This is a genomic window from Clostridium sp. 1001271st1 H5, assembly GCF_005845215.1.
Lineage (GTDB): Bacteria > Bacillota > Clostridia > Lachnospirales > Lachnospiraceae > Enterocloster.
In genome coordinates this window covers 1-23005 of sequence record NZ_SPHO01000038.1, presented here as the reverse complement: position 1 = coordinate 23005, position 23005 = coordinate 1, and the positions used below count along the sequence as shown (strand labels likewise).

At 44.1% G+C, this 23005-nt stretch carries 28 protein-coding genes; 25 read left to right on the top strand and 3 right to left on the bottom strand.

Annotated features, from left to right (window positions below; genetic code table 11):
• The first annotated feature begins 9 nt into the window (after positions 1-9).
• The 11 genes from FGS84_RS29470 to FGS84_RS29420 all read left to right on the top strand — a co-directional run bounded on the left by FGS84_RS29470 (position 10) and on the right by FGS84_RS29420 (position 9984).
• Positions 10-1035, top strand: a complete 1026-nt coding sequence (locus tag FGS84_RS29470) for a hypothetical protein (RefSeq protein ID WP_138311728.1) — start codon at positions 10-12, stop codon at positions 1033-1035.
• A 42-nt stretch (positions 1036-1077) separates the two neighbouring features.
• Complete coding sequence (locus tag FGS84_RS29465) at positions 1078-1455, top strand: hypothetical protein (RefSeq protein WP_138311727.1); 378 nt, start codon at positions 1078-1080, stop codon at positions 1453-1455.
• A gap of 184 nt (positions 1456-1639) precedes the next feature.
• Positions 1640-2203, top strand: a complete 564-nt coding sequence (locus FGS84_RS29460) for a hypothetical protein (RefSeq protein WP_243130120.1) — start codon at positions 1640-1642, stop codon at positions 2201-2203.
• Positions 2200-2493, top strand: a complete 294-nt coding sequence (locus tag FGS84_RS29455; RefSeq protein ID WP_243031406.1) for a hypothetical protein — start codon at positions 2200-2202, stop codon at positions 2491-2493. Before FGS84_RS29460 ends, FGS84_RS29455 begins: the two co-directional genes overlap by 4 nt.
• Before the next feature lie 13 nt (positions 2494-2506).
• Positions 2507-3511, top strand: a complete 1005-nt coding sequence (locus tag FGS84_RS29450) for a hypothetical protein (RefSeq protein WP_138311725.1) — start codon at positions 2507-2509, stop codon at positions 3509-3511.
• An 11-nt stretch (positions 3512-3522) separates the two neighbouring features.
• Positions 3523-4482 carry an NTF2 fold immunity protein gene (locus FGS84_RS29445; protein WP_138311724.1) on the top strand — a complete coding sequence of 320 codons (960 nt, stop codon included), beginning with the start codon at positions 3523-3525 and terminating at the stop codon, positions 4480-4482.
• Between the two features lie 8 nt (positions 4483-4490).
• Positions 4491-4727, top strand: a complete 237-nt coding sequence (locus FGS84_RS29440; RefSeq protein ID WP_087399873.1) for a hypothetical protein — start codon at positions 4491-4493, stop codon at positions 4725-4727.
• 16 nt (positions 4728-4743) lie between these two features.
• The gene (locus FGS84_RS32045; RefSeq protein ID WP_138311723.1) at positions 4744-8049 is read left to right on the top strand and encodes a DUF4253 domain-containing protein; all 3306 of its coding nucleotides are present in this window, start codon (positions 4744-4746) and stop codon (positions 8047-8049) included.
• Between the two features lie 16 nt (positions 8050-8065).
• A complete protein-coding gene (locus tag FGS84_RS29430; RefSeq protein ID WP_138311722.1) occupies positions 8066-8383 on the top strand; it encodes a hypothetical protein in 318 nt (105 codons plus the stop codon).
• 12 nt (positions 8384-8395) lie between these two features.
• A complete protein-coding gene (locus FGS84_RS29425; protein WP_138311721.1) occupies positions 8396-9103 on the top strand; it encodes a hypothetical protein in 708 nt (235 codons plus the stop codon).
• A gap of 2 nt (positions 9104-9105) precedes the next feature.
• Complete coding sequence (locus tag FGS84_RS29420) at positions 9106-9984, top strand: DUF4261 domain-containing protein (protein ID WP_138311720.1); 879 nt, start codon at positions 9106-9108, stop codon at positions 9982-9984.
• Positions 9985-10227: 243 nt separating this feature from the next.
• Here the strand turns inward: FGS84_RS29420 and FGS84_RS29410 are convergent, their stop codons facing one another.
• Genes FGS84_RS29410 through FGS84_RS29400 form a run of 3 tightly spaced genes read right to left on the bottom strand, consistent with a single transcriptional unit; the run spans position 10228 to position 11821 of the window.
• Positions 10228-10812 carry a hypothetical protein gene (locus FGS84_RS29410; protein ID WP_118524670.1) on the bottom strand — a complete coding sequence of 195 codons (585 nt, stop codon included), beginning with the start codon at positions 10810-10812 and terminating at the stop codon, positions 10228-10230.
• A gap of 11 nt (positions 10813-10823) precedes the next feature.
• On the bottom strand, positions 10824-11345 hold the full coding sequence (locus tag FGS84_RS29405; RefSeq protein ID WP_002593751.1) for an ImmA/IrrE family metallo-endopeptidase: 522 nt from the start codon (positions 11343-11345) through the stop codon (positions 10824-10826).
• Between the two features lie 38 nt (positions 11346-11383).
• Positions 11384-11821 (bottom strand): helix-turn-helix transcriptional regulator, encoded by a 438-nt coding sequence (locus FGS84_RS29400; protein WP_138311719.1) that lies wholly within the window; start codon positions 11819-11821, stop codon positions 11384-11386.
• Between the two features lie 198 nt (positions 11822-12019).
• On the opposite strand from FGS84_RS29400, the gene dinB reads away from it, so the two are divergent.
• The 14 genes from dinB to FGS84_RS29330 all read left to right on the top strand — a co-directional run bounded on the left by dinB (position 12020) and on the right by FGS84_RS29330 (position 22892).
• Positions 12020-13258 (top strand): DNA polymerase IV, encoded by a 1239-nt coding sequence (gene dinB / locus FGS84_RS29395; RefSeq protein ID WP_138311718.1) that lies wholly within the window; start codon positions 12020-12022, stop codon positions 13256-13258.
• 14 nt (positions 13259-13272) lie between these two features.
• Positions 13273-13815 carry a hypothetical protein gene (locus tag FGS84_RS29390; RefSeq protein WP_002593748.1) on the top strand — a complete coding sequence of 181 codons (543 nt, stop codon included), beginning with the start codon at positions 13273-13275 and terminating at the stop codon, positions 13813-13815.
• Positions 13816-13830: 15 nt separating this feature from the next.
• Complete coding sequence (locus FGS84_RS29385) at positions 13831-14034, top strand: hypothetical protein (RefSeq protein ID WP_002593747.1); 204 nt, start codon at positions 13831-13833, stop codon at positions 14032-14034.
• A 319-nt stretch (positions 14035-14353) separates the two neighbouring features.
• Entirely contained in the window at positions 14354-14797 is a 444-nt protein-coding gene (locus FGS84_RS29380; RefSeq protein ID WP_002593746.1) for a sigma-70 family RNA polymerase sigma factor, read from the top strand.
• A 635-nt stretch (positions 14798-15432) separates the two neighbouring features.
• Positions 15433-15687, top strand: coding sequence for a hypothetical protein (locus tag FGS84_RS29375; RefSeq protein WP_002593745.1), 255 nt, complete (start codon positions 15433-15435; stop codon positions 15685-15687).
• 52 nt (positions 15688-15739) lie between these two features.
• Complete coding sequence (locus FGS84_RS29370) at positions 15740-16093, top strand: type II toxin-antitoxin system PemK/MazF family toxin (RefSeq protein ID WP_038292372.1); 354 nt, start codon at positions 15740-15742, stop codon at positions 16091-16093.
• A 31-nt stretch (positions 16094-16124) separates the two neighbouring features.
• Positions 16125-16472 carry a recombinase family protein gene (locus FGS84_RS29365; RefSeq protein WP_118584700.1) on the top strand — a complete coding sequence of 116 codons (348 nt, stop codon included), beginning with the start codon at positions 16125-16127 and terminating at the stop codon, positions 16470-16472.
• A 21-nt stretch (positions 16473-16493) separates the two neighbouring features.
• Entirely contained in the window at positions 16494-16889 is a 396-nt protein-coding gene (locus FGS84_RS29360; RefSeq protein WP_002593743.1) for a hypothetical protein, read from the top strand.
• A gap of 240 nt (positions 16890-17129) precedes the next feature.
• Entirely contained in the window at positions 17130-18248 is a 1119-nt protein-coding gene (locus FGS84_RS29355) for a tyrosine-type recombinase/integrase (protein WP_138311717.1), read from the top strand.
• Positions 18249-18265: 17 nt separating this feature from the next.
• Positions 18266-20242: a site-specific integrase gene (locus FGS84_RS29350; RefSeq protein ID WP_138311716.1), complete on the top strand. Its 1977-nt coding sequence runs from the start codon at positions 18266-18268 to the stop codon at positions 20240-20242.
• On the top strand, positions 20223-21725 hold the full coding sequence (locus FGS84_RS29345) for a site-specific integrase (RefSeq protein WP_138311715.1): 1503 nt from the start codon (positions 20223-20225) through the stop codon (positions 21723-21725). The genes FGS84_RS29350 and FGS84_RS29345 overlap by 20 nt, the downstream gene beginning before the upstream one ends.
• Positions 21715-22137 (top strand): DUF6262 family protein, encoded by a 423-nt coding sequence (locus FGS84_RS29340; protein ID WP_002593737.1) that lies wholly within the window; start codon positions 21715-21717, stop codon positions 22135-22137. The genes FGS84_RS29345 and FGS84_RS29340 overlap by 11 nt, the downstream gene beginning before the upstream one ends.
• A gap of 15 nt (positions 22138-22152) precedes the next feature.
• Positions 22153-22527: a DUF6262 family protein gene (locus tag FGS84_RS29335; RefSeq protein WP_055650663.1), complete on the top strand. Its 375-nt coding sequence runs from the start codon at positions 22153-22155 to the stop codon at positions 22525-22527.
• Positions 22524-22892, top strand: a complete 369-nt coding sequence (locus tag FGS84_RS29330; protein WP_055650664.1) for a DUF6262 family protein — start codon at positions 22524-22526, stop codon at positions 22890-22892. Before FGS84_RS29335 ends, FGS84_RS29330 begins: the two co-directional genes overlap by 4 nt.
• Positions 22893-23005 lie beyond the last annotated feature (113 nt).

Here is a 23005-nt window from a genome sequence, read left to right as displayed (position 1 = left end):
GGTGAAAGTATGAAAGCGAAACTAAATGTGATAAAGAACTGGGAGTTCGAGGAATTTGAACTGACGGGAACTTCCTTCAAATACAGCCCGACTGGATGCAAAGGTATGGTAGCCCGCAGCGAAGATGAAATTGTGTTTTGGACCTATCATCTCTTGAAAAAGTGCAGCGGCGTTTTGTGGGTCAAAGGCGAAGTTTCTAGGTGGATTCCCAGCCCAGAGCCGAAAGAGCAGCAAGATGTTTGGGAAGTTCCTGTCTTGCTTTCATGCGACAGAGGAATACTGTTGGTTTGCCCAGCCAGTAAATCCCTTTGGTGGATGCCGCAGATGGATGGAGAGTGGATTTCGATCCCCATGGATAACTGGTGTGCCCAGGGTATTCCCAAGCCGGTGGCAGTCACCGGAAGCCATAGCGTTTTCCCTATTGTGTGCCGAGTGGACAACTCCGCTGATGCGACCAACAGTTTTACCAGCCTGACGGTAGACTTTGAAGCCATAACTGCACACTGGGCAGAAAGCGGCTCTTGTGTATACAGCAAAGCAGGAACCCGACAGACCCATTTGGCGGCGGTAGAGCGAGCTGGCGGCAATTTTGCCCAGGCAGACTTTCACTACAACTATCCTATGATTGGCTCCATACTGGAACAGAATGGACAGTTTTATGCCTTTTTGGAAAGTAGCACTATCAATCCGGCGGGTCTTTCTCTCATGGGCTACTATTGGTATCTGGAACTGGAGGAAAACGGACTATTCAAAAAGAAACTGTGGGGGAAAGATAATTTAAGCCGCCTGCCCGGAAAACACGGGATGCGCGGAAAATTCTCCGGTGACAGGACTTGCCTGATCCTATCTCCCATTTTTAAGAATGATGACTGGAAGGGTAAACAAAAGGTGCTGCGCCTTTCGGATTTGGTGCTGATCGACCTTGCCATGCCCCGTAGATACGCTTCCTTCCATGTGCTGGATGTATGGGGAAATCGGGCATTTCTCAGCGATGAGAAAGACAAGCTGGTTCTTTGTGAAATGACCTTGGAGTAGTTATGAGGGCTGAGTATGATAGCGTTGATATGAGGTAAGCCAATGGAATTATTTGCAAAAAGAATGACTTGGGAGCTGGACAATGATGAAGGGCTGTCCTGCCTGTCCTTTGAACTGGAGGATGGTTACTTTACACTCTCCCGCAAGACCGGCGCGGAAGCACTCCGCTTGGAAATGAATGATCCAGTCAATGGTCAGTTGATTGACCCGGACTGTTTTGAATATGCCCTTGATAATACCAGGTTTCGTCTAAATATCGTGCGGAACAACCGAAAGGTTCTGCGGTATCTGGAAGAACACCACATCAACACGGAGTTGTATGGGGAAATCGTCCTTCACTACACTCCTCTCAGCAAGCCACAGCTTGAAACATTATCTGCCGTGCTTCTTAGACTGTTTTTCGGTGAACTACTTTTTTAGGCGGAAACAGAAGTGTCGTTGGCAGAAATTACGCGAGGGGATAACTATGGTTAAAATTCATCGTATTTGGTTCAATACGGAGAGAATGGACAGAGAGGATCACTACACAATCACATTATTCAGTCGCCCTCGTGTATCTATTCATGTGGACGAGTACATTTGGAGTTTCATCGAAGAAAACATTGTGAAGCCACACAAGCTTATGCGCAGTGAGAAGCATGGGTATCTGTTGGACATTTCGTTTGACCAGTTTGACCCGGCAAAACACCGATATTTTCCGCTTTCCTCATACAACGGCTTGCTTCGGGAAGGGGTCGAGATGGACAGCGCCAACAGAAGCTATTTCCGCGAGGACTTTGCAGGCGGCAAAGATCGGACTACCTGGTTCTCTCCCAATAAAATATGGACAAACTGCGGCGACAAGGTTCTGAATGTGGACATCAAAGCTGCCAATGTGAGCGAGAATATTACCCCCAGAGAATACGCAGATTTGCTTTTCGATGGAATTGGAGCGGCCTTGGTGTTCAATTTCAAAAGGCTCAAGCGCGAGGAGTTTGATGGGCTGAAGCCCAAGATTGACTGGAGCATCGTAGAAAGCTTCCCCTTTCCTGCACCCTTTGAGGAACAGCGGTACATTGGGGATGAAGGCGAAATTCATGTGTATTCTTGGGATGGCCGAAAGGAAACGACCCTTGTTGGTCCCTATTCCGTGCGGAAGTTGTATCTGGAGCATTTCGGAGAATCGTGAGGAGGAATTTTGCCGTGCAAGTTTGGTCAAAGGTGGATTTTGGTACCGGAACGGTCACCTTTCTGGATGACACACGAAAAGAAGATATGCTGCAAGTGGAATATCCAAACAGTTTCTTGCTGGATATGGGCTGGTATCAGGACAGATATATCATTTCTATCATTCAAAATTTTGATTGGACGCATCCAGTCCAGCAGTATGAAACAGCAGAAAGGAATCAGCTTCCCAAGCTGTTGACGGAGGCGGTTCGCCTTGTGGAAAAGGAATCACAGTCTGCCGGAGCAAATTGAAAGAGGACTTGATATGAACGAGAATTTATTTCGACCACAATTTGATGCCTTGAAACTGTCCGATAAGCTCTGGCTGATGCAGACGCTGGCGACTCGTTATAATTTGACATTCAAAGAACTATACGCCTTTTCCCGCTGGGGACAAAGTTGCACCACCGGCCTGTTTGAAAAAGGTGGCCGGGAGTTTGTCTTTGTCCCAGGTGATACCGTGATTCTTGGCTGGGAGAGCTTTGTCCAAGAGATGGACAAGGCCAACCAAGAGGAACTGGCGGATATTTTTGCGGAAATCGAATATGAGGGCTCTGTGGAGGAATTTCTCCGGCAGGGCATGACCCCAGTACGCCAGGTGACCATCGGCCCCATGTTCGTAGGCAGAAAACTGGAGGAGATCGGCTGGGAAAGTGTACCCATGAACGATCTACGCATCACCGCCCACCCCGACTGGCTGGAGAACTTGCAGAAGTGGGCGGGCCAGAACAGCCAGAGTTTTGAGATACATGAAACTGTCCGCTTTGAACGCAATGGTGATAGCTGGCGAGCGTGGCTGTGCCATCCAATGACCTACCCGGAGTTTCAGCGCTCCCTGTTGTGGGAGGTGGCAGCCAGCCTTCCCACGCCGGATGAGTGGGCCTATCTGTGCGGAGGCGGATGCCGCACCCTGTTTCCATGGGGGGATGGACTGGACCACAAGATGAAACTGCACCACTTTGAAAGCGAGGAAGATCAGGGCAGGCCATACGACATGGAGCAGCCCAACTTCTTTGGCCTGTCTATTGCCTACGACCCCTATAAGCGGGAACTGGTAGACGGGAAAACATTGACCACCTGCGGCGGCGACGGTGGCTGCAATGTCTGCGGTGGCATGGGTCCTTTGCTTGGATATTTACCCTGTTCCCCTCACTGTAAACCGGAGGTTCGGGAAGATAACGAGATTCACAATGACTATGACTTTTTCCGTCCTGTTATCCGGGTGCAGACATCCGGGTGGAGAATGGTAATAGATAGAGCGCAAGAGTAAGGAGGTAAACTATGGAATGGCCAAAACGGACACGAACAGCGGATTGGGAAAACGGTGTCCTAACTTTAGATGGAGAAAAGAAATTTGATATTCCGAAGCTGACCGCAGAGATCATGGAGCGGTTGGCCGGTTACACCCTGGTGGGCTTCCATGTGAAAGGGTATCCGGTGACGGATGAACTGCTGGCCCCCTTTGCCGGGCATAAAAGCATGGTCAACTTCGGCGTGGAAAATGGCACCCTCACCGACGCCTGTTTCCCAGTTTTTTCCGCCATGCCCAAGCTGCGCATCCTGCTGCTGACCGGGAACGCCGGGATCGACGGCAGCGGCCTGTCCGCCCTGCAAAGCTGTAAGCTGGACCTGCTGACCCTTGACCACACCGGGCTGGATGATGCCGGTCTGCTCCAGGCAGCCTCCATCCCCAAGCTCTCTCATATCTGGATTGACCACACTGCTGTTACTTATGATGGACTGCTGGCTGTCGCCGGCAACAACTACATCAAGCCGGTGTCCCATGTGCAATTTGCCAAGGAGCAGATGGAACACTTCTCCCAGCTCCAGCGGGAAAAGGCCAAAAAGCCCGTCCAGCTGGATGAGCAGGCAGCGTCGGAATGCCGCAGGGTGTTGTCTGCCTTCTTTGCCGAGATGACAGAATGGGAGCAGTACATGGAGCAGGCTGGGTTTGAAGATCCCGAGGCTGTGCCCCGCCTGCTGGCGATCTGGGAGAAGTATGTGAGCGAAAAGCCCCGTCCGGGCTATCTGCCTCTGGACCTCTCATACAGTGCCCAGGGCACCTACAAGGGGGAAGAATTCCTTGACGCGGAGCAGATCACCAAGAACAAGCTCTACATCTACACCAGAGAGAAAAATACCGGCTTTGACCGCCGTTTCCTCATGAAGCGTGTGGGCGAGGTTTGGATGATCGACGCGGTGCAGGAGCGGCTGAACGGCTGGCAGCGGACAGGATTGTGAGGCATCACATGGCTTGGAAATATGAAACCTTTGGCCCAGACGGTCAATGCAAATTGTTCGGTGTGAACATCTTTGACTACGACTGGCAAACCACCGGCAAGCGAGTAAAAGTCAAAGACCCGATCTACCACCAAGACCATACCTTTGAGGTCTGGCAGGTGGAGATTGACGGGCAGAATTACCGCTTTGCCGCTGGAGAGTTCTCCAACTGCGTATGGGGATTCTATTTAGAAACTCAATCATAAACGAGGAGGTCATGAGATGGATTTATTGAAACAATGCCAGCAATGGTTTGAACAGGATGAAGCACAGAAGGTAATCGACGCCCTGGAAGCGATTCCTGCCGAGGAGCGCACCTCGGAACTGGACAGCGAATTGGCCAAGGCATATATTGCTGTTGCACATATAGGAGAACGGGAGCCTTTTGAAAAGGCGCTGGAACTTCTGGCTCCCCATGAGGAGTATTTTGCCGAAGATCACTGCTGGAATTATCGGATCGCTTCCGCTTATTATTTTCTGGATGAGGAAGGCACCGCCCTTCGTTACTTTGAAAAGGCTCTGAAAGCCCGACCCGGAGACAAAGATACTCAGGAGTACATAAACGATTGCCGCCGTCGTTTGTCCCTGCCTCGCTTTGAAAAGAACTTCCGTGAAAGGACGCAGGAAGCATGGGCAGCCTTTTCTCAGATTGAGGCAGAACTGCGTCAAATCATAGATACTGACGAAACACACCAGCGCGGCGAAGAACTGGTTGAAAAATGCGGGAATGCACTCAAGACGGCCCTGCGTGATACTTCCTTTGAGCTGGGCTTCAATGGCGAAAAGCATGAATTGATCCTCAGTCCAGAGGGGCTTCGCTCCCGCCTGTTCCCGTTGGTGTACTTCCAGAAGCAGGCCCCGGAATCGGTGCTTGAGCATTGGAATATCTGGGTAGGCCGCCAGCCCTGTGAGGGGTTCGAGCTGCGGGCAGGAGAAATCGAAGTTCGGGCTGAAGATGTGCAGATGTGGGCAGAGGAAACAGAAGATCATCAGGTAAGTCTGGTCCTTTACTGTGAAAAGCTGACGCCGATCTTGAAAGAGGACACAGACAAGATCTGGTGGGCACTCTCTATGCTGGTGGATCAAACCATCGGAGAAGTTTCCGCTATCGCCTTTGTTGCTGGGTTTGATGTTTATGCTCAACCGAAAGACGAACCGGCTAAGCTGCTTTCTGAACTGCCGGAGTTGCTGCAAAGCATGGGACTTTCTCTCTGGCGGGATGGCAGCGATTACCTGGAAAACAGCTACCTTGCCTATGAACTGGAACCGGTGGAGGACCCGGAGGCTGACTGGCGGCTGGATGTCTATACTGGAAGCTGCCGCCTGCCGGTGCTCATCAACGACTATCTGACAGCCCGCAGTGATATGGTGGATGAGTACCACAAGGATGGCATTGCCGCTGGATTCCTCCTGTACCCGCTGTCCGGTTTTACCGGTGAGGAACGAGTGAAAGCCATTCTGGATTTCCGGGATAACCTGCGGGATGCCATCCTGCGGGATGCAGGAGAGGAAGCCGTGACCTTCCTGGGTGGGGCCACTGGTCTGTATTGTGGGTATCTGGATTTTATCGCCTGGGATCTGCCCGCTGTACTAACAGCGGCACAGGCATTCTTTGAGGGAAGCGACCTGCCCTATGCTCACTTCCACGCATTCCGGCGGGATGTGGGCGGTGTGCCGCTGTTGGACGAGAAAGAACCGGAGCCTGATATTCATGAGGAAACTGGCTCCCTGCTCTCGGCGGAGGATATTGAAATACTGGAGTCCTTTGACGAAGGAACTGCCGCTTACTTTGGGAAAATGCTCGACTGGCTGGAGAATTTTATCAAAAGCGGCGTAGAAGAAGGAAGATTCAGCGAAAAGCAGGCGCATCGGGATTTGCAGATTGCCCTCTGGTATGCCTTCGCCAGCAACAACCTGGATGACTATATCCACTACTACCGTACTGTGGAATGGATGAAGGATTCAGAGGAAAATGCCGTGGGCTGCGCTACTTGGTACTATCGGTATTCTGTGGCGCTGATGTACTGCGGCAGACTGGAAGAAGCACTCAACTACGCAGAAAAGGGTGCCCAGGAGGAGCCGGATTACCCCTGGGTTTGGCTACAAGTGGGTAAATTGCGGGCTCATTTTGGTAATAAAGCTGGTGCGCTGGATGCTGTTAAGCAAGGATTAAAACTGGAACCTGGTGATCATGAGTTTTTGACCCTGCAAAAAGAGATCAAAGCTGGGGCCGCCCTAGAACAGATGGAGTACCATTGGATTGATCCCGGCGCCGACCAGATGCTCCAGCAGGGGCTGGACGAGGATGCAGATGATAAACAACGCGCTTTGGCCTGTATCCGGGTGGACGAAGCGGGGCTTGCCGTATTTTATGAGCTGTTCCGCCCAGAGAAGTATGGCTATGAGAAAAACTCCCCCTGCTGCGAATTTCAATACCCGGTGAAGGAGCATCTTGTGGAGCTTTCCTTCCGCATGAACGAAGCCGGACTCTCTAAGATGGGAACGGACTGGCTGCTGCAGCTCAAAGAACGGCTGGACAGCGGGAAATGGCTGACCCACACCCCTGAAGGAGAACCAGAGGGCATTCTAACAGGTGTGTTTGTGGATCAGCTACGACGCATCGGCCTTGTCTATCAACAGCCTGGAGAGGATCAATATTTTCAGATTTTCCTGAACCCGGACGGTACGAAGGCGGATGCCTTCTGGTCCTCAAGAAAAAACAGTGAGCCGGAGGTTTATTCGGAGGATGAGCCTTTGGATCTTGCAGAAGCCATGATGAAATATCTGAACTGTGAATGCACCTATTTTCCCTCGATGAAGGACGATGATCCCATCATGTTGGCATACAACTATGCCAAAAGGGAAAGTGTCAAAGAGGGTTTTGTGCCGGTTCTGATTAAGGCGGATGACGAAATCTTGTGGGAATGCTTGATTATGAATTCCGACCCGGACAGCGATGGCGAGGACGACTATACTTTCGCCCCGGACAAAGTTGCCGAATACCGGAAGAAAATGCTCTCCGCCCCCGTCAAGAACAGTAAGGCAGTCCTGGAGGAATTGATTGGGCAGCGCAAGGAAGAAGCCGAGGATGACGATATGGACTGGGATGAGGAGATCCTGGGCGAGATGGAGGGCGGATATGATAACCGTCGTTTTTCAAGCTACTGGAATTCCGATAATAATATGACCTATCCTCTCATTCTGGCTAAAATCCCCGTGAAGAACCCTTGGGAGATCTTCGCCTACCTGCCCTTTGGTGGCTGGAATGAGTGTCCTGACACGCCGGAGTTAATGGCAGTTGCGAAATACTGGTTTGAACAGCATGGGGCGGTGCCTGCTGCCATGAGCCACGACGAGTTGGAGTTCCTGCTCCCGGCTCCTGTTTCCGAGAAAGAGGCCATAGATGTGGCGGTGGAGCTGTACGGTTTCTGCCCTGATGTAATTGACCAAGGCCCAGAGGACGCCACCGTGGGCGCTCTGGCCGATGTGCTGCGGCAGTCCACTGTTTGGTACTTCTGGTGGGATTAAGCAGGAGGATGTGTCTATGAAGGAATATTTGAACATAAATTTTTCAGATATAGTTTATGGCGAAAATGGATTTCTTGTGGAACTGCGTTGTAATAATATCTTTCATGAGCAGTTGTTTGGAGAGATAAAAACCTACCTTCACAAAAAAGAGACAGAGTGGAAGGTAGCGGGAGCTATCCCTATCCCTGACGCAGTTGCCATATTTAATCTAATTGATCAGTTAGCTGGGGGAAATCGGTTTTGGAGTGAAGAAACCGCACTTCAGGTAGAAGATGCAATCGCTGAACTGCAAGAGATTATCCGTTCATTAGAGGAATCACCTGAGTGTGAGTGAAAGGAGAATTTTATGGGATACGATGTGAGTTTTCACCCGATTTCCCCAGAGGAAATGCGAGAATGGTATTTTACTCCCTTAACTTGGATACAGAAGGGACAGGAGGAAAAGGTACTGGTCATTGCCGCACAGCATGGAATGGAGGACTTCTATGCGGAAAAATATCTGGATACCCTGCGAGTCGGGGCAAGGACAGCACCAGATGAGCTATTTGACAAAAGCCACGGATTCTATATTGCTGTAATCCAAGGTTTTTTCCGAGATTACTATTACACCCGGGGAAGCGGCTTTTCCTTCCTGTTGGAGGAGAAGCCGGAATATGCCCGGTATTTCACGCCGTGGGCACAGGTGGCACCAACCGCCTTTCCCAATCCGGCAGAAAATCAGATCATCGAAAATTACTGCTCTGGTGTGTACCTGTCTCCGAAGCAGGTTGTGCAGCTTCTCCGGGATCTGGAGCAGATGCCAAAGGTGCTGGAGGATCTGGAGGGGCTTTGGAGCGATGGACAGTTTGCAGTGCTGAAAAAGGCCCTCACTGCCGCGGCGGAACTGGGTGTCGGCCTGCTGGAAGCTACCGAGGTGGTGGAGCCTAACCCTATCCGCCCTAATGAGAGTACAAGCTACTCAAACCTGTACCACTGTGATCGGGATGGGGTGTATCTTTATATGGACACCGTCAGCAGACAGATCGAAGATGCCATCAGGAAAAGTGAGGGATAAGTATGAGCAATAAAGTGTTCCAGCAAAACCTGGATGACAAAAAAGGCCCCCAGCCCGGAGGCCCCTATCTCATTCAGATGCTGTTCAAAGAACCGGTGCCCATGCCGGAAAAAGAAAAAATGACTGCCGTAATGGAGAAACACATCGGATCAACAGAGTGCTTTTGTTATGATAAGAAAATGGCCGGCTTTGCCGCACAGGATCATATTGCAGAGTTCAAGGATGGAAAATGCCCGGTGCAGCTGATGGTGATGAAATGCGACAAGTTCAAGGGCAAAGGCTTCGATGCCTTTTTGATGAGCCAGATGTGGGACTGCCAGGAGGACCGGGAGCGGATCTTCCGGGAGTGCAAATATCAGGTGGTAGCTACCGATATGCTGACGGCGGCGCTTCCGGCGCTGGAGCGGGCCAACCTGGACACCGACTTTCTGGAGGCTCTGGCGGAGCTGTACCCCTCATGCGAAGCATTCTATTTCCAGAACTGCGGCAAGCTGTTTCTGGCGGAGGATGTGCGCTCCCATCAGATCGAGGGTCCAGATCGGTTCATCCGCTTTGGGGTCAATGTCCGCTTCTTCAATATCGAGGGCACGGAGGATATGCTCATCGACACGGTGGGCATGAACACCCTGTTTTTGCCGGATCTCCAATACCACTTCCACGACATGGACCCCAACTGGGTGGTAAAACATGCCTACAATGTGGCATCGTACATATTGGAGCATGATAACCCCATTCAGGATGGGGAAACCATAGATGGCGTTGCGGATGGCCAGATGTGCCGGGAGATTCAGTGGAAGTGCCAGTATGAGGACGCCCTGATCCAGCCGCCCAGAGGGGTGCTGGACATTAATATGGGAGAGTGTGCGTCTGGAATGCGTTAATATAAAATGATGCCATATAAAAAAGATAGTTGACATTATATCGTAAAATGACAGCTATCTTTTTTATATAAGGGTTTTGGTTAAGATTTTCGTTCTACAAACCACCGGCCTATATAAGCTCCCGTTAAATTTGTACTGCGTTCAAAAAAGAGATGGCTTTGCTTTCCGTTTACCAAAATTGTATAACAGTCGCCCTGACCTCCAGCTTTCCTTGCAACAGAGGGTTTCACATTCAAAATGCGGTCAATTGTATAAGGCGTTCCATCTTCCCAGGTAAGTTCTTCTGGAAGCATTTTTCCGTCTGGAAGGAAGGCTGCTCTTACGTTTACATAAACCTTGCAGTCTGTCTGAACACCGCTCATATAGTTCTACCTCCTTAAAAAGTTTTTTAACTTCTTCCAGTTCTTCCTCAAGTGTAGATGCATCTGAATGGAAAATGAGATGTGCTTCATCCTTTGTCCATCCGCATAGCAGATAATCACCGGTATGTGTTAGCTCAGAGGTATAGTAAAAATATTGCTGCTTATCTAATTGACAGCAGAAATAGACACACCGGGTAAGAGGGGAGAGGACAGGAGATGGAGTAATAAGCTGATAGATGATAGTTGTCCCATTGTTGCAAAGTTTTTTTCTAAGGGAAAAATCGTTTTCCGTATATGGACAAATATAATCAGACTCTTCCTGATACATGGCATGGAACAAGTCAAGGTATAGATCGGAGCCATTTTTTTCAAGATCCTGACAAAATGATTTTGGGGAAAGATAGAAAAAATGGGGGTTCCATTTATGTTCTACATAATATATATCGCGGATAGTATCTTCGTTCATCAGTAGTCCTCCTATTCAATTGTTTTCAGAAAATTCCCATGTGATACGATGGGAGACTCCAGTTTATAACCTTTACGTTTCATGACACGAAATTTAAAGTCCAGTAATTCTGCTGGTACATAAAGAGCTTTGGCCGCCTGAAAGAAAAACTGGTCTTCGTTTAATGCATTTAATACGCAGTCATCGGATAACAGCAGTTCGGCAGCAAAGAGATTTGCTTCATATTCCTGCCGATCTGTATCGTCAAATAGTGTAAATTCATGAAACGCAGCCGTTATGTTTGTATGAAGCACGGAGTGAGCAATTTCATGAGCCAGTATGACCCGTTGAATCACTTCCGGTAAATCGCTGTTGATTGTGATATGTTTGATTCTGCGGTGCTGAACATAAAATCCTTTGCAGCACCCTTTATATCTTCCCATCGGTTTTAATACCACGATAATTTTCATTGCCTGTGCCAGACGGAATGGATCCGATTCACCATATTTTTTCTGGATCCGTCTGACTTCTTCAGATATGGATTGAATAGTCAAAACAGCTCCCTCCTTTCGGACTATATTACGGGAGAAGATTATTGTGGATTTTTCTTTTTGCCAAAGGTTTTTCTGGCTGCTTTTTTACAGTCATAGTATGCTTCGGCAACTGCCTGAAAATAAGCATCTTTTGCTTCTTCGCTTAGAGTGCCTCCTGCAAAAAGAGCTGTGTTCTCAGCCAGCATTTTCTGTAGATCCAACGCCTCCCTGGTTCCGCTATTTTTTCTCATATCTTCTACATATTCCATGCGGTCTAAGCCGTAAGATGGATCCTCTATGTTATCGTTCTGCAGATACTCGGTTGATACCTCCAGTGCCTTTGCCAGTTTATAAAGCTGTGCCTGGTATGGTTTTCTTTCGCCTAATTCATAAGAAGTAATTGTCCGGATACCCATTCCGGCTTTTTCTGCTAATTGTTTCTGACTTAATCCAAGATTTCCGCGTTGTTCTTTAACTTTAGAACCAAAAGATTTCATGTCAGACCTCCATTCGTTTTAGTGTGCGTAAACTTGCTAACTGTGCTATTGACAAGTGTGCATGTAGTTGCTAATATTTGAATTAGCAAGAGTTGGCAAGTATCAGTGACTATATGCACATTATAATGGTAAGTGTGCAAGCTGTCAAGAATAAGTGTGCTAATACTTGCTAGGAAAAATTGGAAGAGGGTACAGAATATGAATCGGACAATCCTTCATAGTGATATGAACTGTTTTTATGCTTCTGTAGAAATGATGCTGAACCCAGAGCTACAGGGAAAAGCAGTAGCAGTGTGCGGGTCCACAGAAAACCGTCATGGAATTGTTCTTGCAAAATCAGAGAAAGCGAAACAAGCAGGAATAAAAACAGGAATGGTTAACTGGGAGGCAAAACGACTTTGTCCGGATTTGATTTTGGTTCCACCCCAGTATGAACAGTATTTAAAATATTCCAATATGGCAAGAGAGATTTATCAGGAATATACAGACCTGGTAGAGCCTTACGGAATGGACGAGTGCTTTCTGGATGTGACAGCAAGTCAGGTTCTTTATGGTTCTGGAAAAGAAATTGCAGACCAGATTCGCTGCAGGATGAAGAATGAACTGGGATTGACTGTTAGTATAGGAATTTCATTCAATAAAATATTTGCAAAACTGGGAAGTGATATGAAGAAGCCGGATGCCATAACTAGCATTGAAGAATCAGAATGGAAACAAAAGGTTTGGCCGCTTCGGGTATCGGAATTATTATTCTGTGGCCGCTCAACTACAAAGAAGCTGGAGCAAGTTGGAATTTATACGATAGGAGATCTGGCAGAAATGGATCATGATTATGTGAACCAGCTTCTTGGTAAAAATGGGCTGATGCTGTGGTCATATGCAAATGGTCTGGATGATAGTCCGGTAATGGAGAAGGACTTTGTGTCTCCGATGAAAAGTGTGGGGCATGGAATTACTTGTACAGCAGATCTTAAAACAGAAGAGGAGGTCTGGAAGGTTATTCTGGAATTATGCCAGGACATAGGACATCGATTAAGGATTCATGGATTGAAAGCACAGGGGGTTCAGATAGCGATTCGCAGTCAGGAACTATTTACAAGGCAGTATCAAGGTCAACTTTCCCTTCCGACGATAGTGCCTTTGGAAATTGCTAAACTGGCGAGGGAACTATTTCAGAGAAATTATGATTGGAAGGAACCTGTGCGTTCGGTAACTGTTCGTGCAATCAACTTGGTATCAGCAAAAGAACCGGAGCAAATCTGTTTGTTTTCGGATCCAATCCGGCTTGAGAAAGAAGAAAAAATATTTCTGGCGATTGAGGAAATTCGGCGGCGATTTGGAAAAAGGGCTATCTATCCAGCGGCCTTGATGAAGGATCTGAAGATGCCGGAATACCGAGATCATGGTTTGATTATGCCGGGAGTTATGAACCGGTAAGATAGGAGGGGCTTATGGGACGGAAAAACTCATTGGCAAAAAACAGTATTCAGATGCTGTGTGTGATGCAGCATCTGGATGAACAAAATTTATATGAAAGGTCAAAATTGTTATTATCTATTTATCGAAATGTATGCTGGACGGCCTGTGACCGTGCTGCAATGCTTCGTGAAGAAGCAGAATATTGTTATGGCAGAGAACTGGAGGAGGGGCTTCTATATCTGAATGATTTTGCTCCTACTGTAGAGAGGGAAAAGTTTGAAGAAACAGTAAAAAGCCTGTTCCAGACTAAGTGGCTTGTGGAACTGGTAGACTCGGCCATGGTTAAAATGCGTGATTTTCCATATTCACCACAGCTTTATTTTGACATTGTGTTTAAGTGTTATTTAAGCCGGTTCCGATATACAGAGCCTGAATTACTGGAAACGCTTCGGATGGAAAGAAGCACATATTATGATAGAAAAAAGGAAGCAATTAAAATATTCGGTCTATCCCTTTGGGGGAGTGCTCTTCCTCAAATCAAACAGGCTTTGGAAGAACCGTTACTTTATGAATAGAGGAGAGGTGGTTTTATGAGCAACAAAAAGAAAATGGAAGTTTTGTATTTTGTTGAGCAATACATAAAAAGGTATGGATATCCGCCTACTGTGCGGGATATCGGAAAAGGTTTAGGGTATCGTTCCCCATCAACTGTGCATGGTTATCTTCGGCAATTGAAGGAAGAACATCTGATTGAAAGTGACGGAAGCAAACCGAGAACGCTTCATATCAATTAAATAGTCCGACTAAAGTCCGACAATAGTCCTACTGAAAGTCCGACTTCTCTCATGTTATAGTCAGTACACTGGATGGTCAGTGTGCTGAGCGAGAAGATCTCATACAGAAATGTATGGGATCTTTTTTTATAGTGTTTTGTGCGCTGCATCCAATTTCAAAATTGTTAAAAGCCAGCGGGATCCTCCCGTTGGCTTCTTTTTTTCTAAGGAGCAGCGTATGGAGAAAAGCTCTTGCTTGAGGATTGCCAGAAACCTATGTCGTAGTCCGCCACTTGTCCTTCGTTTTCACCACCCAACGAAAACTAAGGAGGACAGGAACATGGCAAAACCGTATAAGATACCGGATTTTAGAAAAATGTATCCGGAAGCCAGCGAGGAAGTAATCGCTGTATTGAGAACAAGTGAAAGAAAAATGCAGTATCAGGAATATGATTTAAAAAGAGCAAGAAATATCGTAGATCCTAAAACAGGAGAGAAAATGACCATTCCTAGCAGAGAGGATTCCTATGAACGCCTGCAGGAAATGGCTGTGCAATTTCCAGAAGAAAACAGAAGTGTTGAGGATCAGATTCTGAAAAAAATAGAGTGTGAACAGTTACATAAATTCCTTTTAGAACTCTCGAAAGAAGAACAGTGGTTGATTCAGGAACTCTATTTTGAGGAACGGACGGAACGGGAGGTAGCTTCGGTACTTGGATTGTCACAGAAGGCGATAAACAAACGGAGACAGAAGATTTTAGAGAAACTGAGAAAATTATTTTAATTATTTTTCTGTTTTTGGTTCTCAAACTTCTCTGCCAGCGTGGAAAGAAGTGAAGGGGACTGATTTCTCTTTCTGTTCTTTGGCAAAAACTGTGTGAAACAGTCATATCCGGCAATACAGATACCTTAGTTGTTCAGCCCAAAAGGAAAAGCACAAAGGAAAATCCGCCACGACCACCTGCAGATAGTCAGAGTGTCTGTCAATAAGATGACATCAAAGGTGCAGAGCGAAAAAAATTTGTCCTTAAAGCAGTTTTGGCAGACTGCCTGCAATGACCTGAACAGCCTATAATGATACTTCCGTCCAGTCACAGCCCCGCAAAACGGGAACACGCAATGAGGGCGGCTCGGAGAGACCCTCGGAGGGGAACAATCCCATGACAGCCTTAAGCCATGGCTGGTCAGTGTTGCCGCCCAAAGATATCGGTTGTAACAGGAATATCAGTATTTCCGATATCTGGTTCCGGGAAGTTGTGTCGAATAGGAACTTTTGAAAATGAAGAACAAGTGATTTTTAACAGAAACTATGGCGGCAGCTTTATATTTATCCAGCGGAAAAGGAAAGATGGATCAGCTGGATAAGGCTGCCGCTATCCTTGTGTTCTAAATCACAAAATGATAAGGAGGAAGATGTATATGCGTGTCAAAGAATTTATGGAATTATATTCTGACAGCAATTTTCATTTTATGACATCGAAAGGATATTTATTTCTGAATTCTGACCAGGTAAAATCCATACTTTTGGAAGGGCAGAAAGAAGCAGCCAAGAAGGAGCTGGGAAAGGGAATCCGAGCTGATGAACTTTTGGCAGGCGAGGTCATCAGCGTAAGCTGGAAAAAGGGCATTTGCCATATGACGGCAGAATTACATAGAGATAGAGACTTTTCATAAAGAGTAGGAACATTCGTAGTCCAGAGTAGATGGAAGGAGGGGAAGTGTTACGATAAAAAAAGGAGATATATATTATGCAGATCTGATGCCGGTAATAGGCTCTGAACAGGGGGGAATCCGGCCGGTTTTGATTATTCAGAATGATGTTGGTAATTGTTACAGTCCAACTGTCATTGTGGCAGCAATTACAAGTCGGCCTAATAAGCACTGGATACCTACACATATCGAATTGGGAAATCATGTAAGAGGCCTCCATAATGATTCTGTTATTTTATTGGAGCAGGTAAGGACGATTGACCGGATAAGATTAAGAGGGTATGTAGGAAGTCTGAGTGGAGCCATGATGCGTAAAGTAGATGAGGCAATTCTTGTGAGTTTTGGTGTAACAGTACAGAGAAGAACATAAAGGGTGTTTGGAAAAGGAGCAGGAGGCAGGAATGGGTCAGGGAAAACGTGCGTGGATCTATTGTGCGATTGATGCACCGGAAGATAGAAATGGTGCATTAAAAAGTCAGTTTAAACAGCTGATTGATTATGGAGAGCAGATGGGATTTGAACTGGTTGGAAGTTCCAGTGATGTGGGGACAACTCCGCTTTGGAATCGAAATGGATTTCGTCATTTTATAGAAGCGGTTCAGAAAGAACAGGTAGATGTTCTTTTGATTGTAAACCGTGGCAGGCTGTCCAGATCATCCATGCAGCTCGCAAGATTTCAGATCCTTCAGGAAAGCTATGATGTCGATGCATATTCGCCATTGGAAGGGAAAATTGAGTTTGGCAGTTGAAAAAATAGGAGAGAAGATTTTATGAGAGCAGAAGAAAAGAATATGGTAGAACGGATCATGGACACAGAAACGATGGGATATGCCTATGAGTATCCATATGGTGGGGGAGCCAGAAAAGAATATATGTTGGCACTGACCCCGGAGAACTTGGCAAATTTTATCGGTGCGAGAGGATATGATGCTAAAAAAATAGTGATTACCGATGTGTTGGATCGCCTGATTGTGAATACCTGTATGGGGATGCTGGATGTTTGTCCGGACCAGAAATTATGTGGGAGAATTATTGAGTATTTGGCGCCGATCCAGCTGGGAGAGAAGGAGGCTGGAGAGATTTTGGCGGTGGAACGCAATGTGGCAGATGAATATTTTGCTATGGAAGATGAAGCGGTTACGATGGCAGAATGTCAGATGTTATAGAGATTGTTGAGGAGGTAGAACGATCATGATTGGGATATTGATTGTTGCGGCAGTTGGAATTATTGGATTTTTGTTAACTGCAGGTATTGCATTTGGAATAGCAGGGAGTTATCAAATCGATTGACGTTGTTTATTGATAATGCTTCGTTTGAAAAGGAAAGATTGTTACATTGTGTGATAGCTATGAGAAGAGTAACACGGTATACTGTGTATAGCGTTAGAGGAAAGGAGTAAAGTAATATGGCAAGGTATATTGTGGATTTCCAGATAGATAATCACGAAAAATATTATTTCATTCGTGAACAGGAGAGCCAAGACATAGTGTTACTGCCCTCCAAGTATCTAATGCATAAAAAAAGATCAAAATTGTCACCTAACACTATCAGAAGAAGTGCAGGAGCCATTTCATACTATCTGAATTATATAGATGAGACTGGCATTCAGTTAGATGATGTATGGGAGATGCCATATGATAAGCAGCAGGAACACTTTACAGACTATTTGATATGGTTACAGGCAGGATTGCATAGTGGAGATAGTTATAAAAAGAAACCATATAATGAGACCTGTAATGCATATTTAAAAGAGGTGTTCCGATTTTATAGATTTTCTGGACAGCAGGATGAATCTACAAAGCAATTGAAAGTCCTCTCTGATATGAGAATTATTGTACATAATTCAGTGGGAGTAAAAAGAACATTATATCGGAATACATTTCATGGATATCTACAGGAAAAAGGACATATAGGGAAGACCATAGAGCAGGATAAGATCGTGATTTTATTAAAGGCATGTGCCAATTGTCGCGATCAAATCCTGCTTTTATTATTAGCAGAAACGGGATTTCGCATCGGGGAACTTTTGGGAGTCCGGTATGCGACAGACATTGATTATGAGAGACACTTGCTGTATGTCAATTTTAGAGAAGATAATGAAAATGGAGCCAGAGCTAAGAATGCAGAATACAGAAAGGCAAAAATCAGCGATGCCACCTTTGAAATTCTGCAGTTTTATATAGAGGAATATAAAGACCTTATTTTCCAGCAGGAATACTTGATTATTAACATTTCGGGAGATTATGCAGGAAAACCGATGCAGGACTCAGGCGTCTATGCATTGATGGAACGGCTGCAGAAGAAGACTGGGATTAAAGTAACACCACATATGCTGCGGCATTATTTTGCAAATGCTCGCCGGAAGGCTGGATGGAAGTTGGAACTTATCAGTCAAGCGCTTGGGCATCGAAATATAGAAACAACAATGAGATATTTAAATATATCGGATCAGGAGTTGATGGATGTCAGTGATGAATTTTATAGAAAACATCAGTCCATTTATGAAATTGACAAATTACTTTAGGGAAGGAGGAGAAGTATGTGACTGCATTAAGATTATTGAATACGGAATCACAGGATAAAGCGGATTATCTTCACAACCAGTTGATAACAGATATAAATGTACCGAGTACATACTGGGAGTGTGCAGAGTCCTACCTAAAAGGTGTAGGGATATATGATGTTTTCCTTATAGAAGAACAGGATTTCCGTAATTATAAAATCTTTTTGCGTGAAACAGGGAACTTTACAAAGAAACAGGTATTTGAGCGAACTGGGTTCCTGCGAAATTTGAAGAAGACTCTCATCCAAGAAGAGTATAAAGAGTTGTTGAATGAAATTGAGCAGTGCAATACAGTGCAAGAACGCTTGAAAGGAAATGTCAGGAATTTCTTGATAAGACAGAGAATTCATCATGTAAAGGAAATTGATTATAGAATCAGAGAACTGTATGAAAGTGAGCTGCGCAGGACAAAAACTTCCTCGAAAGGCCTTGAATATTTGAAGACATTGGATCGGATCAAGCAGTTTGATATCCGAAAAGAAATGGAAACCCTTTCTGGAAGAAATAAAGAGCGGCTCAAGTATGAAGGGCAAGTGATTTTTCTTCCCTATATACCGGATCAGGACATAGCATCAGATTTTGATTATATCCAAGATAAAAGCGAACTGGTATGGGATTTTAGTCAAAAGGCGCCGGAAACTTTAAAAAAACAAATTTTTCAGATTTTGTGCTATGCCTTAAGAAATATAAAAGACAGCAAGGATCGAAGAGTGCGCTATCTTCTTCCTTTAAGGTGGATGTATGAGTTTTGCGTAGAGGAAGGAATTGAAGATATCGAGCGGCTTGAGCTGGAGCAAATAAAGAAATTGGAAACAATTGTAGCCAGGAAAGTTGCAAATGTGAAGAATAGTATGCAGATTGTGGATAACAGCCGCAAAATACTATTTATGAGTGGAAAAGAAATTCACTGGTATGCAAATGTCTGGTATATGGAAAGATTCAATTTTGCACCAGAGCGTGTAAATCCAAGCAATCCTGTGCAGCGACTCAGTTTTTACGAAGTGACGAATGAGAGAAACAGAGAATTGCTGCAAGAGTATATGAAATATCAAGTAGGTATCGGTGATTTAGCACTTGGAAATATACGAAATCAATTGTGTTATATTAAAAAATTTCTAGTTTACTTTAACACATTTGAATCCATATGTGAAATTACGGAAGAACAGATAGCAGAGTATTTCAAACTTCTGCAGGAAGAGGAAATTAAAGCAGAAACAGTAAATAGACAGATATTTGATATTCACAGATTTTTTGTGTACTTAAATGCTAAAGGACATATCAAGAGAATAATTTTTGATCCGAATTATTACATCCAGAAAGTTTTTCCATATCACCATGATCGAAGTGTTCAGGAAGATGAGTATATGGAAATATTAAAAAGGCTGAAGTTTTTTCCAGAGGTACAAAGACTTATTTTTCTAAATTTATGGGCAACAGGATTACGGATCAGTGAAGTGTGTACATTAAAAGGAGGTGCATATTATTGGGATGGGGAAGATGCATGGATTAAGGTTTATCAAATCAAAATGAAAGCGGAAAAAATGATACCAATTTCATTGGTGCTTTATCAAATTATGAAAATTTATATAAATAAGCATCATATTAAACCTACCGATTTCCTGTTTAAATCAAAGGATGGCGGGGCATATAGGACTGGTACATTTGTTAAGGGCTTCAAAGCAAATTGTAAGAAGTATGGAATACATATTTCGGGCGAAACATTCAAGACGCATGATTACAGGCATACATTGGCAAGTAGTTTCTATGATGAAGGAGTGTCCATTCAGACGATTCGGGATTATTTAGGGCATAACAATGAAAATATGACAAAGCAGTATATAGACTACATGCCTAAACGGATCGAACAGGCGAATAAGGAATATTTCAATCAGGCAGAAAATCTTCTTGCAACTGGAATTATTCCAAAGAAACGGGGTGAAAAAACTGGAAAATAAGATACATATCTATGAATTAGACTGCTATAAAAATGCGACTGAAGAACAAAAAAAGAGAATGAGGGTTCGGAAAGACCGTTACTTCGACTTGGAGGGACTTCCGTCAGAAGCAGTAAGAAAGCTCCTAGAAGATTTTGTCTGGGAAAGGGGAAAGAAACTTGCTCCAAGTAGTTTGGCATCTGAAATATTATATTTTAATAATATCCGGAATTTTCTTATAGAAAAGAATATTAAAATCCTGAGATATGAAGACGAGAATAAGATTATTTTGCAGCTAAAGAGTTGGATGATGGAAAAGGGATATGCCCTTACAAGTAAGAAGTATCGAAGCGTTTATGAAATTGTAGCAACAGAAACACCTGGCATAATAAAGCATATGAAGAAAATTCTGAGGTATTCTCAGAAAGATGGGGGGTGCTTAGAACAGGAGAGAGATGTGTGGGAATTGGACAAGTTTGAATTTCCTCTCCGCAGCAACCCGATAAAGAATGTAAAGACTATAAATTTTAAAGGAATTAGTCAAATAACAATCCGAAAAGAAGTTAAAACAGTAATTTTTATGCATTTGAAATATATGGCAATAGGAAGTATTATGGCTGAGGTGGTAGCGACTAAAAGATTTTGTAGATATCTGGAATTAAGGTATCCTAAGATTATATCATTACTAGATTTGACACGGGATATTATGGAAAGCTATTTGATCTATCTTCAGACAGAGGCAAAGGAAAGGAAAAATTATCGCTCTGATTTATATGGTCTACGAAGGGTAGTTGAAGATGTGGGAAATCATTATGATAGGCAGGATATCAAAAACCTATTTATAAGTACAGATTTTCCCAGCACGCCAAGATATCTATTTAAGTTTTATTCGGACGAAACCATAAAGAAGCTGAATGAAAACATTTTTCAGATGGATGAACAAATAGCGAGGGCGTTAATCCTTCATCAGCTGCTGGGAACACGAATTTCGGATACGCTTACACTAAAAACAGACTGTTTGAGTATAAGAGAAAATCGATATTTTATACGAATCGAGCAGGTAAAATCAATTACATTTGAAAAAGCAATTAGTGATGAAATAGCACAGCTTATTATAAAGTCAATTGATTATACCGAGGAACATTATGGAAAGACAAAATATATTTTTGTAAAAAAAGATGATCCATCGAAACCATTTCAGTATAGCATGCTCCAAAATCGAGTCATGCAAATGATTAGGAAAAATGATATTCGGGATGAGAATGGAGAACTGCTGAATTTTGGAACACATACATTCCGACATTGTTATGGGAAAAAGCTGACAGAAATGCATATCGACGACTGGATGATCGCAAGGCTTTTGGGGCATAAAACATTACAAAGTGTACATCATTATCGAAAGATTGGGAACAAGATAATGGCGGATGAAACGAGGGCAGTCAGAGAGAAAATCGATATGATTTTAATGGATGTGGTAAAGGAGTGGGATGGGTATGAAATATGATAAGATGATAGCTGTTAACAAAGCTGAGAGTGAGCAGAAAATAAAAAAGGCGATTCGGGCAATCGATGATATGAGTGCCAGAGGGATGCCGATATCTGTAACAGAATTGGTTCGTTGGACAGGTTTATCAAGAGGATTTTTTTATAAGAATATGCAAGTCCGTCAGAGACTTGAGGAAGCTGTCAAACTGCCACGGCGGATAGATGTACAGCAGCCATCTGAAGAAACAAATGTTGTGGGTTATAATTTTCAGGAATTGAAGAAGGATTTTAACAGCTGTCAGTCAGAGAATCAAAGGTTAAAGGTTGAAAATGAGCAGCTTCTCCAAAAGTGCAGTATACTTCAAAAAGAGGTGGACACATTGAAGAAACGGTTGGATCGAAAGGAGATTGCGTTGTTGAAAAAACTATAAAGGTTGTGATTAAAGATGAAAGCAAATAAAATCATCGAAATGAGCCAGGAGAAAAGTAGGCAAAAAGTAAAACTAGCAATGGAAGAAATTCAAAGAATGCGTAATGAGGGTGAAAGGATTACAGTTTCCGGATTATGCAAAAGAACAGGATTATCTAACTCGTTTTTCTACAGAAATGAAAAAATCAAAGAAGAAGTACATAAAGCTGTTGATATTCAAAATCAAAGCTATAAAATGAACATAGACGAAGCGGAACTCCTTGATGAGTATAAGGAAAAGTTGTTAGCTATGAGAATTGAAATTATAAAATTGAAAGCGGAAAATCAAAAGCTGGAATCAGAGTTAGATACTTTGCGAAGGCAACAGAAAGGTGTGAGTGATGTTAAATGAAGTATGATAAAATCGTAGGTCTCAAGAAACAACAAGAAAAAGAGAATTTAGAAATTATTCAGAGAGAGATTGATGCGATGCTCCGAAGAAAGGAGAGGATCTCGATTACTACATTGGCAAAATATGCAGGAGTTGATAGAAGTTATTTTTATAGAAATTTACAGGCCAAACAAATGGTAGAAGATGCACAGTTGAAGCAGGGGGAATGTTATAATCCTAAAAAGGCAATTTTTGATAGAGCAACTGAGGAAGTTAATAAACAGCTGAAAAGACAAATGATTTTATACAAGAGACGAATTAAAGAGCTAGAGCTGCAGATAGAATTACTAGAAGAGGAAAATCAGAGGTTGAAAGAAAATAGATAATTTTACATAAAGTAAGAGAGCAGACTTTTGGACAAGAGGATATCCAAGAGTCTGCTTTTTTACTAAATTAAAAAGAAAAATAATTTACACATCGGAGTGATGTGAAAGATAAA